This is a genomic window from Phycicoccus sp. Root563 (assembly GCF_001427915.1).
Classification (GTDB): domain Bacteria; phylum Actinomycetota; class Actinomycetes; order Actinomycetales; family Dermatophilaceae; genus Pedococcus.
The window spans coordinates 76,678-94,532 of sequence record NZ_LMGM01000002.1; the positions used below are offsets into that span (position 1 = coordinate 76,678).

Below are 17,855 nucleotides of genomic sequence, written 5' to 3' on the forward strand. Positions count from 1 at the left end.
TGTGACCGACTCGGCCCCTCGACAGCCCTCGCGAACCCGGCGGGGCACCGTTGGGTCTACAGGTATCCGCCCCACCCCCCACCGACGACGCCCCGGGAGGTGAATTGCGCGCGGGCGTTGCCGGCATACCAGCGTAGGTAGCCACGACGGTCGACCGTGAGGAGGTCTGCGGCTCCGTCGTCGTTCCAATCGGTGCTGAGGATGGTGAGAGCGTTGCTGAACCCGCTGCCGATCTTGTATCCACGGTGGGCAAACCCTCCATGGCCGTTGCCAGGGAACAACCAGATGGTGCCGTCGGTGCGTAGACCCAGAATGTCGGGGTGGTGGTCGCCATTCTGGTCGCCAGCCCCGAGCAGCTGGCGGTAGCCGCCCCAACCGCTGCCAAGACGGACGCCGGCGGCGAGGGTGTCCTGATTGGTGTGCCGGTAGTAGTACAGCTCGCCAGTGTCTTTGACGCCCATGACGTCCGGTTCACCATCCCCCGACCAATCGTCGGAAGAGAACACCTTGGACATTCGGGTCCACCCGCGCGACAGCGCGTACTCATAGTTGAGGTTCCACTGATGGACGCCCGTGGCGAGATGCTCGCGAAACGTGCCGTCGTAGTTGACGCTCCAGAAGGTGCGGATCTCGTTCTGGGGAACGGGTCCGTAGTGGGGAAGCAGGATGCGCTCGTCCTGAAGGTTTCTACCGATGATTGCCGTGCTGCCCGTGAATCCGCCTCGGCAGTTGCCCCGGTGAAGTGCAACCACTCCGGCGGAGCTCACAGTGACCAGGTCTGAGCACGTGTCGTCCCAGCTACCCGTGGCGATGATTCGCTGTCCGTGCGCTCGTGGGATGACAGTCTGCGACACCTTCGGCCCGAGCCCTATGTCGCTGTTGGCTTGCACCGCGATCGTGTACGACTGCATGTCCGTCAAGCCGGTGATCGTGACCGATCGTGCGGACGCACCGACCGTGACGGTCTTCTCCGGCTGGACGACGGTGACGACGAACCCGGTGGTCGGTGTGTCTCCGCTGTAGGGCGCCAACCACCGTACGGTCACCATCTCCTCCCCCGGCACGATGGTGGGGCTGTGCATGATCGGGGGAACGGTCACGTTGGACGCCAGTCCGGCGAGACTGGCATTTCCCACTGCAGTGCGGCTGACGGTCCGATTCCCGTCGACGGCAGAAGCCGACCCGCCACTGAGGGCAGGAACGGTGACTGCAATGAGCACACCCAGGACAAGAGCGGACCGCCGACCACCTCGACCTGTGACAGGACGGTGAGACCCATGTTCGTTCTGCGCGCCACCCGACATGACTGCCCCCAAATCACGCCAGACCGTTCCGGCTGAAGGAATCTTGGGGCACCACCTGCCGCCCAGCAATGACAGTTGTCACGAACGCGGGTCGTTTGCGGCCGACGCGTGGATGAGGAACACCTATCTCTACGCGATGGCGGCGCTCCCCCTCGTGGACTCACGGCTCGTTCTCACCGCTGACGGTTGGGTCGCGGCGACGGGGTCGTGAGCTACGACCACACGTAGAAGCCGACCGAGCCTGACACGCGTTTCCACTCGTCCCGTCCCGTCAGGGAGACTGGGGGGGAACACCGACCGTAGCTTTGACAAGGAGCCCACCGTGACCGAGGGAACCGTTCGCTGGTTCGATGCCGACCGAGGGTTCGGCTTCATCGCCCTCGGGCCGGAGGCAGAGGATCTGTACGTGCATGCGTCCGAGATCATCAGCAACGACGCGATGAAGCTGCTCCGCGAGGGGCAGGTGGTCGAGTTCGAGATCGGCGAAGGGGACCGCGGACCGCAGGCGCGCCGCGTCCGGGTCACGGCCGACCAGGCCGCGGACACGCCGCTGGGCGTGCTCGGCACCGTCTCCTGGTACGAGCCCGCCAAGGGGTACGGCTTCGTGACTCCCGACGACGGTGACGGCGAGGTGTTCGTGCACAGCTCGGCCATCGTGGGGGGCGGCGTCGTCCGCGAGGGACAACGGGTGGCGTTCCTCGTCGTCGACGGGGAGAGGGGACTGCAGGCTGACCCTCTGCTCCCCCTGGGAGCCCAGGCCGCACAGCAGGCCCAGTCCTCCGACGGGGCTGACGGCACCGTGTCCTGGTACGACGTGGACAAGGGCTTCGGGTTCATCACCCCCGAGTCGGGCGGCTCCGATGTCTTCGTCCACGTCCGCGAACTGGCCCACGGACTCGCAGAGCTGGACGAGGGCGACAGGGTGACGTACGACGTGGTCGTGAGCGACAAGGGCCCGCAGGCTCGCGACGTGCGCCTCGCGCGCAGCTCGACATCGAGGGGCGCACCCTCGACGTCGCCGACCCGCGCTCGTTCGGGACACCGGGAGCCATCCGACGCACCGGTGCGCGGCGGCGAGGGCGTGGTTGCGCGCTACGACGCGGACCGGGGGTTCGGGTTCATCGCCCCGGACGCCGGTGGCGCGGACCTGTTCGTGCACGTGTCGGTCGTCAGGGGCGCCGAGGCGTTGCACGAGGGCGATCGGGTCCGCTACCAGGTGCGTCAGAGCGACCGGGGACCACAGGCCGATCGCGTCGAACTGCTCTGAGCAGAAAGGCATTTCGCGCGCGTTCTTCCAGAAACCGTTGGACGCGCCGGACATCCCTCGCGAGGAACACGGAGGTGCCGGCCATGTATCCGTTGTGTCACTTGGGGTCACAGGGCAGCATGGCCTTCCGTTGGAAGTGGACCGGCAGAGGCCGAACGGCCCTTGCCCGAGGTACCCGCAGAAGGAATCCGGCAGCGGCCACCACCGGCCTGTTGTTGCGTTCCTCCTCCTCTCGCGCAGGACGCTCAGTAACGGCGGGTCAATCGCTGAATGGCGGACCTTCCATCCGGGTCGTAAAGCGTGCGGTACATCGGCGTGGCCCAGATCCGCGTCCAAGGCGACAGACGAGGCTCCGCCAGGGGACGCAGCCGGCCCGGCGGACGCTCGCCCACCCGCCCGACACCGTGCCACTGCTGGAGCCGCCGCGCCGACTCGGCGAAGGCCTCGAACATGGTTGACAGCTCGACCTCGCCACCCTCCGCTTGGTCGAGGTGCTCGTTTGCCAAGGTCGTGCGCAGCCCTCTGGCGTAGCCTTCGTCGAGCACCGCCGCCGACACCTCTGAGTCGTGGGTCCATGACCGGCGGTTGAAATTGTCCGACCCTACGGTGGCCCAGGTGTCGTCGATGGTGCACACCTTGGCGTGCACGTAGACGGGTACTCCGGCGTGGTTCTCCAGACCGTAGAAGGCGACCCGGTCACCACCCGCCTGCCGCAGGATGTCGACCGCACGTTCTCGACCAATCAAGTTCGGCGGCTGGCTTAGGTACCCGTCCTGGTCCGGGTGGTGCGGCAAGACAGCTATCAGCCTCAGCTCTTCGTTGTCGCGCAGCGCCTGCGCGAAGGTCTCCGCGACGTGGCGCGACCACAGGTACTGGTCCTCGAGATAGATCAGCCGACGGGCGCGTCGGATCGCCTTCGTGTAGCCGCGCGCGACGCTCCGCTCGCCCTTCGGTGCGAAGCGGTAGCCCGGGAGACGCTTCGGATAGGTCCGCAGGAGTTGCAACGGCATCTCGCCGACCGGCTCGGGATCCGGCAGCTGTGGGGGCAGCGGTCGGAGTTGCCTCGGTTCGTCCTTGCGCAGCCGGTCGCCGAGCAGCCGCAACGGATCTCGGGTTAGGGGCCGCGGGTCGTCCCAACGCTCGCGGAACACCGTCTCAACGTCACCGACGGCTGGGCCCTTCACCATCAGCTGGATGTCGTGCCACGGCGGCCGCTTCCCGTAGACCTTCGCCATCGGTTGGGTCTGAGGATCACCGTGGTGGTCGCGATCGTCCCGGCGGCTGTGGCAGAGATCGATCCCGCCCACGAAGGCCACGTCGAGCTCGGGGCGACCGGGGTGCCGAAGCACCACGAACTTCTGGTGGTGTGAGCCGCCGGGGCGGACGCGCATGTCGAGCTCGCACTCGCCGCCTGCCGCGTTGATGTCCTCGCCCATGTGCCGGTTCTCGGTGGCGGAGAACTGCAGCCGGTCCAGATGAGACCGCCACATCAGCCCGCGCACGTCCACTCCACGCTCAGCCGCGCGGCTCAACACACGGGCGATCTCGCTGCCAGGCTCGCCCAGCAGTTGTTCGTCGGGGTCGCCGCGCCAGTCGACGAAGAGCAGCAGGTCGCCGTCACGCATGTTGGATACGCCACGGTGCAGCTCCGCGTAGTAGGCGACACCGTGCACGAGCGGGACGACTGTGTTGCCCTCGGTCCAAGCCTTGCCGTCCGAGTGCCGTCGGTCGAGGGAAGTCTCGACGTTGCCGCGCCCTGCACCATCGAGGAACCACTGTGCCGCTGTCACGTGCCATGCATAGCGGTGATCACGGCCCGGCGAAAGGCCGTACGTCATGCCGTGAGCTGACCGCACCTCCCCTCGCTGTGGTTTGTCTCTGTCCGGGCTGGTAGCAGGGGCTTTTCTCGACTCAGGTGCAGATCGTTCTCTACGGCGCTGTTGACGGGCGGAGGTGGGGCGGCCTGGCAGCCGTGGCCCAAGCCCTGACACTCCCAGGCCCACCTTTTCGAAGACCCTGTGGGCTGACCCTTCGAACAGGCACACCTGCCGGTCAAGAGCTCATCTCCTTGGCTTCGGGTCACAGCGCAACCCGCGCGAGAGGTTGATCCCGCTTGCAGAACTCAGGGGTATCGGACTCGACGCGCCCGATCTAAACTTCCCGATCGAAGGCCCATCCCGGACCCCGATGGGCAGGTCTTGGCCGGCCTCAGGCCCCGCAGCCACTCCAGCCAACGCTTGCTCGTCTGATCGATGGCGGCGTGGTTGGAGGCATCGTGGACATCTACCCCCAAGTGATGCAAGACCGGGCATCGTGGACCAGCGAGGGCGACCATGCGAGGCCGGTCTTCGACTCGATCATCCGTGTAGCCAGGCACCTCATACCTGGGACCCACGTCGGGATCTGCATTCTTGACAGCGACGATCACCTCACGACTTTGACCGGAACCGACCCGCTCGTCTTCGCCCTGGATGAAATGCAATCTGCAGCGGATGAAGGGCCTTCCATCACAGCTGTCCGTGAAGGACACACCGTCATCATCGACGATGCTGAGAGTGAGCATCGATGGTCGGGCTTCATTTCGCACGCCGTGAACCTGGGGCTGCGGTGGTACCTGGGCGTGCCGATCGGCTTCGATGACCGCAGTTTGGGTTGCCTGAACTTGTACTCTCGCGCGCACATGCATCTCGACTCCGACCACTTGGCGCACGCACAAGTCTTTGCCGCCCAGGCATCGGTAGCTCTGAACCAAGGGCGGCGTGAGAACGACCTGATCGCGGCCCTCAGGTCGAGTAGGACGATCGGGACCGCCATCGGCTTAACGATGCAACAGCACAACCTCAACTCGCAGGAGGCCTTCGACCACTTGGCGGCTCGGTCTCGCATGACCAATCTCAACCTTCGAGAGGTGGCGGCGCGTCTCGTCCAGGAGGCGAACGACGTCCGGCAGGCGACGGCGACGGCGACGGCGACGGCGACGGCGACGGCGGAGCCCAGCGATGACGACGCACCAGTCGCGGCCTGGTGTCCGACTCTCGAACTTGCCATCGATGGGGACTGCCACGACTAGACGGGTGCCGCGTCCTCAGGCGTAGGACCGCCCTACGCCTGAGAAGGCCAGGCCTCGAGGGCAGGCAGTAGCCTCCACGCACGCAGGCTGCACTCTCTGAACACGACACCGTGATGGCTCGAGTTGGGCTGTCCGACTGGTTGATGGACGCACCCGACACCGCGGACATAAGGGTCAAAATGCCACGATGGGACTCAGCCAGGGCCCAAGGTCCGCGCACCCCTTGGCTTGCGACATCTGTCGTGTGACCATCGAGTCATGGTCCGAGACTCAGAGGCCTGCCCCAGATGCGCATCGCCCAAGTGGACGATCGTCACCGTACCTCGGGCCCAAGACGACACACGTCCCGCCAGAACTCATCATGTAGCTCGGTGTCTTTCGTGCGGTCATCAGTGGGATCCCGCACCAAGCGTGACCGCACCCGGTAAAACGGACGATTGACGCATCGAGGTGCGGCCCGGGGCGACGTCCCAAGGGCGCGTCGCCCAGTCCGTTCCCGAATCACTCGCGCCGACCCGCAAGCAACCGCCATGAGTGGCTATGTCCAAGACCCGCCGTTCCCCCAGCCGGCGCCCGGATGGACGTGGACTTCGTCGTCCTGCCACGCCTCGTTTCGACGACCGCGGATGCGATTGACCACTCCGTAGGCCACCAGCGCGACGAAAGCCGCCGCACCGATCCCAAAGAGGATGTACAAGACGTACTGCATCCGGACTCCCGATCCCCAGCTGCCATTAGCGTTGCAACAACGGTACATCCATGATGCTCGCAGCAAGCTCGGATCAGTAGGGTAGAGGCGGCCTCGACGGACGAGTGAACCCGGCTTCGGGCGAGTTGGGGTCCAGCCCCCCCGGCCGATCCCACGCTTCAAGCTTGTTGTACCTGTGCGTTCAGAACGGTCAAACGCCGTGTCTCAGAGCGGTCGAGCCTCCGAGGAGAGCGCCGTCTCCGTTCAACCCCGAGCCTGAAGAGCCGTATACGGATGGTGGTGGTCCGGGCCACGCCCTCACTGACTGCTTAGCAGGGCTCCATCGTCCCGTCGCCCCGTCGCGCCGCTGACCGCAGTCACGATGTCGAGCAGGCACCGGACGGGCTCGTCTCGGCTGAAGGACGGGTCCGCCAGTCCCACAACGATCTGCTCAGCCACCGATGCGAGTTTGATGTTGTTGAGGCTCGAGTACGCCTTCAAGAGCTCGAAGGCGATCTCGTCGTCAACACCAAATGTGATCATGAGGGCACCCTTGGCCTGCTCGATCGCGGCGCGGTGCTTGGAAGAAGCCTCCACCGCCTGCCTTGCGCCCTCGCGCACAGGTTCAGTGATGTCCACGACAAACCCGGTGAGCCGCTTCACGATGCCGGCGACTGCCTCGCTCTGACCGACGAACACGAGGCGTCGCGTTTCACCGGTCGGATCAGTCATCCGGTAGACGCAGGAGTACGGCCCCTCGTTCTCGAGGTGGTGCTGGAATCGCGCCAGCATCAGCGGCCGGTCCTCGGCGACCATCTTGTTCAGCAGCACTTGTGTCGTGGGATGTTCACCGTCAAGAAGTCCGTGCAGGTCGCGAAGGCCCTGCGACCAGGACCATCGACCGCTGTCGGCCTGGTACTCGAAGGCCAGCGTCTGCCGATCGCTCTGCATGGTTTGCGGATCCACAGTCACCTCCTACGTGACGATCCAAAGGATCTCCCAAGCGAGAAGGCCACTCCTTGACCGAGGTCAGGATATGACAACTTCCGCGCCAAAAACCAGCGCCTGTTGGCGATCCGTTGGCCTCTGCACCTCGCAACCCCTGAGCAGTCCCAGCACGTGGTTGACCTGCGACCAAAAGGCAGTCGGAGCGCCGCCGCGCTGGTGTCATTCGTGCATCGGGAAGGGCGCTGGGCGGTCGTGCACGCTTCGATGGGCCATGTCGAAGGTCGACAGGACCTCGACGAGGAAGTCGCTCGCCGCCGCCGTGATCGACGGGATGTCCTGCTCCGGCGCACCGGCGAGCACTTCGGCCAACACTCGGTGATGGACTCCGACAAGGTTCAGGAGGCTCACCCTGTCGTCGATCGCGTTGCGCCCCAACTGGTAGCCAAGAGCCAGCGCTGCTTCACTCCGCTGGGGGAGGTAGCGCAGGAATGCAGCCCGGTAGTCGCGCAGCAGGTCCTCCAGCCTCGTCACGAAGCGCCCACATCCCGCAGTCGACCGAGGTAGGCGAGGCCTTCCTCCAGGTCCAGGGCGGTCGGCACCTGCCCCATGTCCATGCCTAGGCGCACCATCGCGAAGGCGACCTCTGGCTGGATGCCTACGATGACGGTGGTCGCGCCCCGCAGCCTGGCGATGTCGGCGATCGAGCGCAGGGTTCGGGAACCGAAGCTGTCGATCACGTCGAGGGCGGCGACGTCGATGATGATCCCCCGCGCCCGGACCTCGCCGATCTGCCTCACGAGGTCGTTCTGGAACCGGATCATCTCGGAGTCGTCGAGGGCAGTGTGAACCGACGCCACAAGGGTGTCGCCTTGTCGCAGGATGGAGACGAGCGCCGGTCCTGAGTTCACGAGCCTTCACTCACCTCCTTACGGGTCACGGAGTAGCCAAGCAGGCGCTCTGCCTCCTCCAGGCCCCCTTGGAGGTCGCCGATGGTGTTCATCTTGCTCAGGTCCACGCCGATGGTGACGAGGGTCTGGGCAATGGTGGGCGACAGGCCGGTGATGATGACGCTGGCCCCCATCAGGCGCGACGCGTCCACGGTCTGGACGAGGTGGTTGGCGACCGTTTCATCGACGTCCGGAGCACCAGTGATGTCGATGACGACCACCTTGGCGCGATGGGTCCGTATGCCGCTCAGCAGCTGCTCGGTGAGCTGCTTGGCGCGCTCGCTGTCCAGGACGCCGATGATGGGCAGGATGAGAAGTCTCTCGCGCACGGGTAGGACAGGCGTGGACAGCTCACGGATGGCGTCCTGCTGCTGACGGATGACTCGCTCGCGCTCGTCGACGAAGCTGACGGCGACGGTGTTCGCTATGCGGTTCGCGGCGGGCTCGTAGGCATCGAGGATCTGGTTCAGGAGCCCGAAGTCTCGTTGGTACTTCTCGAACAGCGAGCGTGCGAGGACGTCGCGCAGAAGGAGAACGATGCCGACGACCTCATGGGTTTCCACGCCTCGGGGGATGATGCGTTCTGAGAGGTCACGTGCGTAGTGCTGCAGTGCCTCGACGCTCCCGGTCTCCAGGACCTCGACGTAGTTGTCGTACACCGACGTGGTCTCGGCGACCATCTCCTGTGGCGTCATCGCCTCGAGCAGGTGGGCGTCACGGATCCGCGAAGCCCACTCGTCGCGCAGCTTGGCCCGGTGCTCCCTCAGGTGAGCCACGAGCTGCGGCAGGAGATGGTTTCCGGACAACGAGGAGCCGGGTTCCGTGTCCATCTCGGTTTCGTTGGTGTTCATGCGGATCCCTTCGGGTCGAACCACTTGGTCATGCTGACAGTCGTTCCGTGACCGGCCTCCGAGACAAGGTTGAACTCGTCCATGAGTCGTCGGGCGCCGGGCAGTCCCAACCCGAGCCCGCTGTAGGTGCTGTAGCCGTCTTGGAGCGCCGCCTCGACGTCCGCGATGCCTGGCCCCATGTCCCTGGCGACCACCCGGATCCCGCGTCGTGGCCGCTCCAGGAGTTCGATCGTGACGTCGCCGTTGTCGGCGAACCGGACGATGTTGCGGGCGACCTCGGAGACAGCGGTGGCCAGCATGGTGAGGTCGGTCCCGGTGAACCCGGCCTGCGCGGCCAGGTCTCGTGCTGCTCGCCGGGCGGACACGATGTCAGGGTCGGCTCCGATGGGCACGCGGAGCACGTCGTCCCGGACCGGTCCACGGTCCATCAGCGGTTCGCTGAGCCGGGCGCACACATCGCACTCCAGCAGGTGCCGGGCAGCGTCCACCTCACGTTGGCGACGCCGGTCAGCACTCGACAGAGCCAGCAGGACAGGCCTGCACCTGTCGGTGGGTGGCTCGATGTGGTCGAGCGCCAAGAGGTACTCGACTCGGAGCCGCGCGCGTGTCCTCTTGAGCTGGGCGGCAACAGCGCCGGCCGTGCTACCCGCTTCGTCAGCCAGCACCTGCGTGGCGGCGCCGCGGACCTCGTGTGCGAGCAGCACCTGTCTCTCGCGGTCGGTGAGCCTGCGCAGGGCCTCGTTGATGGCGAGCTGCTCCTCCGAGGCAACCAGCACGTTCTCGACATCGTCCGGCTGGGTGGGATCAAACACCCTGTGGCGATTGCGCACCTCACGGTCGTCGGTGCGCCACATCGTCGCCATGACGTTGCGGACGGTCGCGATCGCGTACGGCTCGATCATGCCGGGTTCGATCCGGTCCTCAGCGGCCAGGACCCGCACAAGGGTTTCCTGCACGAGGTCCTCGGCCGACGGATGCTGTCCGACGCGAGCCGCGACGATGCGGCGCAGCATCGGGATCAGAGCGGCGACGTCCTCCGCCCCTCCCGGCTCCGGAGGCTGGTCCGCCATCCTGGCCGTTGTCACGAGGCCGACCCTACGCCGGAGGAGGGCGTGCCAGCTCTCTGACGTGCGGTTTTGTCGTAGCGCGAGGCAGTGGAGCGCAAGGTAGGGCTTCTGCCGGTGCAGCACCCGTGACCAGTTTCAGGACCTGTCAGGGTCGCCTTTGGCGTCATCGATCTCGGCGCCCGGGGCTTGAGTGTCGAGGCCCCCGACGGGAGCCATCTCAGCCAGCAGTGTGCTGTCCGCGAGCGGGTCGACATACCCGGGCGGTAGGGGCGGGTCTCGGGGAAGGGGGACGGGAACGGCGTCCACCGAGCCGGGTACGGCTGGGTCTTCATGCACATCCCCATGGTCACCATCGGGGCAGGACACTGGCGACCTCCTTCCGACGTAGGCGGCGCGGAGCGTCAGGTTGGTCTGACGTGGTGGTTGCGGTCACGGCCGTCGTGCCTTGAGGCCAGGCTCCCCGTGCAGCGTCCAGAGCTCCACCTTGTGCAGCAGATGCATGAGACCCAGGGCGAGGAGGGGCGTCATGAGGGCGAGAGCGATCACCGACGGCCCACATCCCTTGCTGCTGCCGGCCTGCCGCGGCGGGAACCCTGACCGCGGGGAAAGGCCAGGCAGGGATCGATGACGAAGGCATCCACGTCGATGGTCATACCCATGAGGTCGAGCTTCAATCCACGGACGACGGGGCGAAGACCCTGTTCGTCACGCACGAGTTCTGCGGGCACGGTGGCACGTCGGGTGTCCACGCCGATCAGGGTGCCGTCCGGCTCGCGGAGCTCCCCGGTGAAGATGCCCGAGACGAATGCGCCCCGAGGCGCGATGACCAGACGGGTGAGACGAAGGCTGCCCACCATCGTCCCCACTCGTCCCCGTGGTGAGCGGAAGCGACCGACGATCGGGGTGGTGTCGCATGGATGCCGCTCGGACGAACTGGATCGAGCTCTCGGCTTGAAGGCGATCACGGTCATCAGGGGCTCCAGACGGTTGACGGGGTGATGGCGGTGGGGCCGCGGTGGCACTCCGGAATGAGGGGTGGAGCGCCACCGCGGGGTAGGAAAGGGGCTGGTGTCAGAGACCCAGGCCCGTGAGAAGGCGGTTGAGCAGGGCCGCGACACCGCCCAGCGCGTTGCCGGGGCCGTCGAACAGCCCGGCGACGGCGCACAGCAGGTTGCCGAGGAGGTTGCCCGCCCCCGGCACGGCGGTGACGTCGAGGACGACTGGCGCGAGGTCGATGACGAGCCCGAGCACGTCGAGGTGGAGGGGGCCGAGGTCCAGGTTGAGGATGCTGCATCCGTTGGGCGCGGCGAGGTTCTGCACGGGGGCCGTGAAGGTCGTTCCACCCGTCGGCAGGCCGGTGCCGCTGATGGTGCCCGAGAGCTGGACCACTCCGTTGACGACCGAGGTCGTCAGGTTGCTCAGGCTGCCGACGAAGGCTGTGCCGTCTGGCAGCGTTCCCGTCACGGGCAGCGTGGTGGCTGCGGGTTGCGCCGCCGGGGCCACCGTCGCGCGGGGCGAGGCCGCGCTCGCCGAGGTGGCTGAGGGGACGAGCCCCACGGCGCCTGCGATGAGGATGGCTGTTCCGGTTCCGATGAGCTTGGTCTTCATCATGAGCTTCTCCTTGGGCGGGGCCGGTTGGGCCCCTTTGCGGATCGAGTTGCTGCTGACGGCTGACGGCGGACCGGGTCGGTCCTGCACTCTCCCGTCACACCCATGAAGACCCCGTCACCCCGTCGACATGACGCGGCGATGGTGCGACGGTTCGCTCGTGTTTGCGCCTGTAGCTGCCCGAACGCGGCGAGGAGGAACTCGGAGGCGCGTCCGGAGCGCGTTGGATCGTGGCCAAGAGCTGTCACACACGGATCAGCCCTGGGGCGCGCTGACGTGTTGCACGCATACGGCCGCCGTGCGGACGCCGATGCCCCCCTCACGTGACGCGGTGACTCGTCCACAGCGCCCTACGGCCGCAGGAGGCACGCCCAAGAGCCTTGCGACAACCATCAAGCCCTGGACGAGCCGCTGCGCGCACCGCGTGCCAACCGCCTCCCTACGCCTATCGCTGCAGGTCAGAGCGGCGTATCCTCGGCAAAGGACCTCATCAGGGGAAGGCAGTCCACGGTGAAAGATCCCGGCTGTCCGACGAGGTTCGGGGCGACCGTTGCCTTTGGTGGACGGTCGCCCGCAGGGGGAGCAAACTCTCAGAGCACACCCGTCGAGGCGCGGGCAACCGGGCCATCAGATCTGGTGTCGGAGAATTGCGGCGCCGGCCGCGGGCTGTTCCAAAGCCAGCAAGATGTCCAGCAGCCCGCGTACCGAGTCGTCCCTGGAGTACGAAGGGTCTGACAGCCCATCAACGATGTGTTCGGCGACAGAGGCCAGCTTGATGTTGGAGCGCGTGGAGTAGCCACGGAGCAGGTCGAAGGCGGCCTCGCCGTTGATCCCGAAGCTGAGCATGATGGCGCCCTTGGCCTGCTCGATGCTGGCGCGGTGCTCCACCGCGCCAGCCACAGCATCCGCCGCAGTCTCGGCCAGCAGGTCGGTGATGTCGATGACGAACCCGTGCAGCCGGTTGACCTCTCCGGCAACCGCCTCGCTCTGGCCCACGTACCTGATGCGGCGGACCCGTGCACGTCCGTCCCGTAACTGATAGGTGTACGAAAAGGTCCCGGGCGCCGCGAGGTGCTCGACCAACCGCTTGCGCATCAGATTTCGGTCCTGCAACAGCATGCGCGCCAGCATGACCTGCGTGGTGGGGGACTCTTCAGGCCGGAGACCATGCAGGTCACGAAGCCCCGGGGCCCACCCCCAACGCTTGGCCGGTACGTCGTACTCGAAAGGCCACACGGCCTCGCTCGGGGGACCTGACGGCATGCAACGCCTCCTACGCGACGTGCCCACAGAGGGGGTCGGACGACCGGTGTTACCGAACCGGCACCAGCATGCCATCGCAGGCCTCGAGACGGGAGGCATCCCTACAACCGGAGCGTGACCAGAGGCGCACGTCCCCCGCGCGCCCTCGGTTGCTGGCCACTCCCCCCGTTCGCGGCACAGCCAGAGGGGGTTGACGGGTCACCGGTTGCGCAGGGCGTGCACCAGCTCGGCCTTGTTCATCGAACTGCGGCCCTCGATCCCGAGCTCGCTGGCCCGTTTACGGAGTTGAGCGACCGTCCGCTCGTCGTAGTCGTCGGCCTTCCCACCCTTGCGTCCGACGGACGTTCGAGATGAGGCTGCGGCCGCGTTGGCGATGCGTGCGGCCTTCTCCTTCGAGGACCCCTCGTCGCGCAATGCCTCATACACCTCTGGGTCCTTCACACTTGGCCCTGGGCTCTTCTTCGGCATGAACTCATCTCCTTCTTCGACACCGAAACAGCCATGCCCGTCTGCTACCTCAGCGCGGGCTGAGAGCGTTAGCGCAGCTGGCGCTGAAGGGCTGTCGAGGAGGCCGGTTGATGTTCCGCACGTTCCTCTCCCCTGCCGGCGGGATCTGGCGCTCGTCGACAAAGTAGGCGTCCCGAGGTCGTCGTGCAACAGCGTCCAAGGGCCGCGGGTGAAGGGCTGAGGTGGGTCACGTGGACGCAGCCCACCGCCTCCCGAGAGGGGTCAGCAGGTGCCGGAACGTGTCATCGCCGCTGCGTCCCCAAATCCGGCCGTCCGTGGTTTGGGATGGTCACTGACGGGGCAAGGGTCAGTCCAAGGAGTTCTGACGACATCGAAAGGTGTGTACTTCGTGACAGCGACAAATCAGGCGCAGTCCCAGGCTTGGGGTAGCGAGCTCGCGGCACATCTGGCGCCCCGGTGCTTCCCAGCCACGCATGATGACCTGGCAGCCCTGCTGCTGCGACAGCACGCCCCCAGCCGCTTGGTCTGGTACCTCTCGGTCCTCCCGCGCCAACGCAGGTTCGACACGTTGGAAGAACTTCTGGATTGGCTTGACGCGTACCGTCCACCAGCCGTCGACACCGATCCAGCGTGAGGCTTGACGCTGAGGCATCAACGGCGTTCATCGGCCGGTGACGATGACCAGGAAGTCGGACGAAAACAGCTAGGCCGACACGTGGTGGCACCACGGCCCGACCGTGTCTCCGCGCCAGATCGGCGACGGCTGCGGCACCAGTCTGGGTGTCGGTCATGCTCGCCGCGTGGGGTGCTCACTGCGCGGCGGAGGTGACGGCGTCGCCGCCCCCGATCACCGTCTCGGCGGTTGGGGACCAAGTTGCCGCGTGGGCCTTGGGATCGGTTCACGCCGTTCACAACGTGCCGACGTAGGCTGGGAAACGCCCTTCGGGGCCCCGGGCGGGCGTCGAGGGCCGAGCGCAGCATCCCCCCGCTGGAGGCCCGGCACTCCGCCCGTTCGGGTTGAACATCACGCCTCGGGGTCCGTCTGGCCCTTGGTCTCCCGCAGCCGCCTGCCGCGCTCAACATCCCGCTCTTCCTTGGCCCGCGCCTTGTCGCTGGTGCGCGTGTCCCGGGGCGGCAGCTGCAGCGTGCGCTCCGCTCGGATCCCCGACTGGAGCTCACGGCCACGTTCGAGCTCGCTGTCCAGCTCCGCGCCGAAGAGGAGTGCGAGATTGGTGATCCACAGCCACAGCAGGAAGACCACGACCCCCGCGAGAGCGCCATACGTCTTGTCGTAGCTGGCGAAGGTCGAGACGTAGAGGCCGAATGCGAGGGTGGCCAGCACCCACACGACGATGGCCACCAACGCCCCCACGCTGAGCCACCGGAACCGCGGCTGCTCGACGTTGGGCGTTGCGTAGTAGAGCAGCGCCACCACGAGCGCCACCACGACGAGGACGACTGGCCACTTGGCGATGTTCCAGATGAGCAGCGCGGTGGACCCCACACCGATCGCGTCGCCCACGGCCTTGGCCGCAGGACCTGTGAGCGCAAGGGCGACGGCGACCAGCGCCACGAGGACGAGGGCGACGAGGGTCACCACGAGCATCACCGGCCGCAGCTTCCAGAACGGGCGGCCCTCCTCCACCTCGTACATACGGTTCATGGCCCTGCCGAAGGCGCCGACGTAGCCCGACGCGGACCAGAGGGAGGCGGCGAGGCCGACGACGAACGCGAGGCCCGCGGCTCCCCCACGGTCTGCAAGGGACTGCAGCGTGGGGCCCAGCGTCGTGACGGCAGAGCCTGCACCCAGGTCACGCAAGATGCTCAGCAGCGTGTCGACCGTCGTGCGGCCCTGCCCGACGAGGCCCACGAGCGAGAGGAGCGCGATCATCGCCGGGAAGAGCGCCAGCACGGCGTAGTAGGTCAGGGCCGCCGCGAGGTCCGTGCACTGGTCCCTGCTGAACTCCCTCAAGGTCTTGCGGGCGATGAACTGCCATGACTCCTTCGAGACGTCTGTCGGGGAGTCCGGCTGCCCCTCTGGCGCGTCGCCTGCGGGGGTGCCGGGTGAGGTGTCGGTGTGCGTCGTTGCTGGCATGTCCGTCCTGTGCCCCGGCGAGGACGACTTCAACCGCCTTTGGACCCGAGCAGTATCCGCGCATCGGCGCATGACCTCTGCGCGTTCCCGGGACTCGCCAGGACCCGACGAGACTGAGCGGTTGAGCAGGTGGGGACGGGGGTCGAGGGCCGCCGCTACCGCCAGCCCCATCGCGCGTGCCGGGTGGCCGCTCGGTCCGCCACCCGCTCCCCTTTCGTGCTGTGGTGGAGTCAGAGGATGTCGGCCAGGCGATCGAGCAGTGACACTGCGTCGTGCGGAGCCCGGCCGTCGATGTCGTTGTCGAAGTACACGTAGGAGTCATTCCCCTCGGCGCTCCAGCCCCGGATACGTCCTGCCCACGCGTCCAGTGTCTTCGCCGCGTAGCCGCCCCCGTACAGCCTGTCCTCCCCGTGTAGCCTGACGTACGCGTGGTCCGTGGTGAGCGCCGCGAACCTGGGCCAGGTGCCCGCGCTGTCCGACTCGACCAGCGCCACGCCGTGACTGTCCAGGAGTGCGCGCGCCCGCGGGTCGTCGAAGCTCTGGTGCCGGGGTTCCAGCGCATGACGCACTGGTGAGGCCGGGTCCACACCAGCCTCCAGGTGAGTCTGGGCCCGGCCCTCGGCGACCTTGTCGTCGTGCTGGTGAGCCAGTTCGGCTGCCTCGCCTGCGGTACGCGGCAAGAGGGAGAGGAAGCGGTCGAGACGGTCCTCGTCGAAGGCGGACCGCGCCGGCAGCTGCCACAGCGTGGGCCCCAGAGCCGGTCCCAGGGCGAGGACTCCCGAGGCCCAGTGGTTCGCGAGCGCGGTCTCGACACCTTGGAGCCGGCGGAGATGGGTGATGTACCGCCCGCCCTTGACGGCGAACTCGAAATGCGGTGGGGCCACGGCGGCCCAGCTGCGGTACCGCTCAGGGCGTTGCAGGGAGTAGAACGAGCCGTTCACCTCGACACTGGTGACGAGCCGGCTGAGGTGGGAGAGCTCCTCGCGCTGCCTCAACCCCGTGGGGTAGAAGTCGCCACGCCAGCTCACGTACCGCCAGCCCGAGGTGCCGACCCGCACGCGCCCGGTGTCGCGCCTCAGGGCTGCACCTGCTCGTCGGGCTGACCTCGTCGCGTGCGGTCAAGTGGGCTCACCTGAGCGCGCCGCGGTCCGGGTGTGGGCGGGGCGTCGGCGCGACGGGGTCCGGCCAGGGCGGGGGGCTCGGATGGGTTCCGGTGAGCGGACCGGCGAGCTGGGGAATCACCATCGGGGGATCCTTTCGCGGGGTGGTACGGACCGGTCAGCCTGGCCGCGCCAGGCACTCGATCCGATGCCATCGAATGCAGCGCACGGACAAGCATGCTTCTACCCGCTGGTGACTCGCAGAAACACGTGGGCGCCGAGGAGGGGCAGGGCGAGGGACTTCGGCCTCAGGCGACCGCGACGAACACCTCCAAGTCGTGACGCAGCAGGGCCACGATGCGGGTGAGGTGGCGTGACACCTGCATCTGGCTCACCCCGAGCTCCTCGGCGATCTCCGACTGGGTCATCTCCTCCACAAACCGGAGATGGACGATCCGGCGATCCCGGTCGCTCAGCTTCTGCAGACTCGTCGACAGGACCACATGGTCGTCCACGGTGGCGGACTCATCCCGGGTCAGCAGGGACCCCACCCATCCGGACGGAGCACGAAGGTCATGGTCCAGCGACGCGGCCCGGAAGGCACTGCGGCAGGCCATGACCTTGTCGACCTCCCGGATACTCCAACCCAGCGAGGTCGCGAGCTCAGCGGCCGTGGGCTCGCGGCACAACTCTTGGCGCAACCGCTCCTGAGCGGCGAGCATCGGCTCACGGCCTTCCTGCAGGCTTCTCGGGGGTCGCACCGCCCAGCAACAGTCACGGAAGTAGTGCTTGATCTCTCCCTGGATGGTCGCGCGGGCGTACGCGGCGAAGCCGGAGCCCTTACCGCTGACGTACCGGATGGCCGCCTTGACGAGAGCCGCATGGGCGACCTGCGACAGGTCCTCCAGCTCGACACCTCGCTGCACGTAGCGCCGTGCACAGGAGTCGGCCAGGTCGAGGCACAGCAGGACGGCATCGTGCCTGAGGCGGCCGGCCTCTCTCGCGTCCTGGCACACGAGCGCGGCTTCGAGCAGCGACTCCGCTCGCCGGAGGTCAGTGTCTCGGCCAGCGCCTCGAGGAAAGGGGTGAGACTGTGTGGTCAACGGGTCCATAGGCGGGCGCCCTTCGTGCTCGTGGGATGCACCGGCGCCGCTGTTGGACCATGCGTTCCTCAAAGAC

Annotated in this window: 16 protein-coding genes; 2 read left to right on the top strand and 14 right to left on the bottom strand. The window is 67.0% G+C overall.

What is annotated here, in order from left to right; all coding sequences use genetic code 11:
• Positions 1 to 56: 56 nt before the first annotated feature.
• Entirely contained in the window at positions 57 to 1,100 is a 1,044-nt protein-coding gene (locus tag ASD62_RS17720) for an FG-GAP-like repeat-containing protein (protein WP_162254792.1), read from the bottom strand.
• Between the two features lie 526 nt (positions 1,101 to 1,626).
• On the opposite strand from ASD62_RS17720, the gene ASD62_RS17725 reads away from it, so the two are divergent.
• Positions 1,627 to 2,571: a cold-shock protein gene (locus ASD62_RS17725; RefSeq protein ID WP_056917559.1), complete on the top strand. Its 945-nt coding sequence runs from the start codon at positions 1,627 to 1,629 to the stop codon at positions 2,569 to 2,571.
• Positions 2,572 to 2,816: 245 nt separating this feature from the next.
• On the opposite strand, the gene ASD62_RS17730 is transcribed toward ASD62_RS17725, so the two are convergent.
• On the bottom strand, positions 2,817 to 4,409 hold the full coding sequence (locus ASD62_RS17730; RefSeq protein ID WP_082581043.1) for a phospholipase D-like domain-containing protein: 1,593 nt from the start codon (positions 4,407 to 4,409) through the stop codon (positions 2,817 to 2,819).
• A gap of 437 nt (positions 4,410 to 4,846) precedes the next feature.
• On the opposite strand from ASD62_RS17730, the gene ASD62_RS17735 reads away from it, so the two are divergent.
• Positions 4,847 to 5,641, top strand: coding sequence for a GAF and ANTAR domain-containing protein (locus ASD62_RS17735; RefSeq protein WP_157581628.1), 795 nt, complete (start codon positions 4,847 to 4,849; stop codon positions 5,639 to 5,641).
• 1,006 nt (positions 5,642 to 6,647) lie between these two features.
• Here the strand turns inward: ASD62_RS17735 and ASD62_RS17740 are convergent.
• From ASD62_RS17740 to ASD62_RS17800, 12 genes are all read right to left on the bottom strand, one after another.
• Entirely contained in the window at positions 6,648 to 7,295 is a 648-nt protein-coding gene (locus ASD62_RS17740; protein WP_056917561.1) for a PAS and ANTAR domain-containing protein, read from the bottom strand.
• Positions 7,296 to 7,496: 201 nt separating this feature from the next.
• Positions 7,497 to 7,808 (bottom strand): phosphatase RsbU N-terminal domain-containing protein, encoded by a 312-nt coding sequence (locus tag ASD62_RS17745; protein WP_056917562.1) that lies wholly within the window; start codon positions 7,806 to 7,808, stop codon positions 7,497 to 7,499.
• The gene (locus ASD62_RS17750) at positions 7,805 to 8,185 is read right to left on the bottom strand and encodes an STAS domain-containing protein (protein ID WP_056917563.1); all 381 of its coding nucleotides are present in this window, start codon (positions 8,183 to 8,185) and stop codon (positions 7,805 to 7,807) included. The genes ASD62_RS17745 and ASD62_RS17750 overlap by 4 nt, the downstream gene beginning before the upstream one ends.
• Complete coding sequence (locus tag ASD62_RS17755) at positions 8,182 to 9,075, bottom strand: STAS domain-containing protein (protein WP_056917564.1); 894 nt, start codon at positions 9,073 to 9,075, stop codon at positions 8,182 to 8,184. Before ASD62_RS17755 ends, ASD62_RS17750 begins: the two co-directional genes overlap by 4 nt.
• Positions 9,072 to 10,265 carry a sigma-70 family RNA polymerase sigma factor gene (locus ASD62_RS19925; RefSeq protein WP_235530788.1) on the bottom strand — a complete coding sequence of 398 codons (1,194 nt, stop codon included), beginning with the start codon at positions 10,263 to 10,265 and terminating at the stop codon, positions 9,072 to 9,074. The genes ASD62_RS17755 and ASD62_RS19925 overlap by 4 nt, the downstream gene beginning before the upstream one ends.
• Before the next feature lie 419 nt (positions 10,266 to 10,684).
• Positions 10,685 to 11,113: a hypothetical protein gene (locus ASD62_RS17765; RefSeq protein WP_157581629.1), complete on the bottom strand. Its 429-nt coding sequence runs from the start codon at positions 11,111 to 11,113 to the stop codon at positions 10,685 to 10,687.
• 100 nt (positions 11,114 to 11,213) lie between these two features.
• Positions 11,214 to 11,753, bottom strand: coding sequence for a hypothetical protein (locus tag ASD62_RS17770; protein ID WP_056917566.1), 540 nt, complete (start codon positions 11,751 to 11,753; stop codon positions 11,214 to 11,216).
• Between the two features lie 624 nt (positions 11,754 to 12,377).
• Complete coding sequence (locus tag ASD62_RS17775; RefSeq protein WP_162254793.1) at positions 12,378 to 12,869, bottom strand: ANTAR domain-containing protein; 492 nt, start codon at positions 12,867 to 12,869, stop codon at positions 12,378 to 12,380.
• A gap of 342 nt (positions 12,870 to 13,211) precedes the next feature.
• Positions 13,212 to 13,481: a Rho termination factor N-terminal domain-containing protein gene (locus ASD62_RS17780; protein WP_056917568.1), complete on the bottom strand. Its 270-nt coding sequence runs from the start codon at positions 13,479 to 13,481 to the stop codon at positions 13,212 to 13,214.
• A gap of 1,024 nt (positions 13,482 to 14,505) precedes the next feature.
• Positions 14,506 to 15,576 (bottom strand): YihY/virulence factor BrkB family protein, encoded by a 1,071-nt coding sequence (locus tag ASD62_RS17790; protein WP_056917570.1) that lies wholly within the window; start codon positions 15,574 to 15,576, stop codon positions 14,506 to 14,508.
• Positions 15,577 to 15,806: 230 nt separating this feature from the next.
• A complete protein-coding gene (locus ASD62_RS17795) occupies positions 15,807 to 16,634 on the bottom strand; it encodes a DUF72 domain-containing protein (protein ID WP_235530789.1) in 828 nt (275 codons plus the stop codon).
• A 350-nt stretch (positions 16,635 to 16,984) separates the two neighbouring features.
• Positions 16,985 to 17,692: a sigma-70 family RNA polymerase sigma factor gene (locus ASD62_RS17800; protein ID WP_162254794.1), complete on the bottom strand. Its 708-nt coding sequence runs from the start codon at positions 17,690 to 17,692 to the stop codon at positions 16,985 to 16,987.
• Positions 17,693 to 17,855: the final 163 nt, after the last annotated feature.

Coding starts and splice junctions, on each gene's coding strand:
- ASD62_RS17730 (WP_082581043.1), bottom strand. CDS start 4,409: ATGACGTACGGCCTTTCGCCGGGCCGTGATCACCGCTATGCATGGCAC.
- ASD62_RS17770 (WP_056917566.1), bottom strand. CDS start 11,753: ATGATGAAGACCAAGCTCATCGGAACCGGAACAGCCATCCTCATCGCA.
- ASD62_RS17775 (WP_162254793.1), bottom strand. CDS start 12,869: ATGCTGTTGCAGGACCGAAATCTGATGCGCAAGCGGTTGGTCGAGCAC.
- ASD62_RS17765 (WP_157581629.1), bottom strand. CDS start 11,113: ATGACCGTGATCGCCTTCAAGCCGAGAGCTCGATCCAGTTCGTCCGAG.
- ASD62_RS17790 (WP_056917570.1), bottom strand. CDS start 15,576: ATGCCAGCAACGACGCACACCGACACCTCACCCGGCACCCCCGCAGGC.
- ASD62_RS17780 (WP_056917568.1), bottom strand. CDS start 13,481: ATGCCGAAGAAGAGCCCAGGGCCAAGTGTGAAGGACCCAGAGGTGTAT.
- ASD62_RS17755 (WP_056917564.1), bottom strand. CDS start 9,075: ATGAACACCAACGAAACCGAGATGGACACGGAACCCGGCTCCTCGTTG.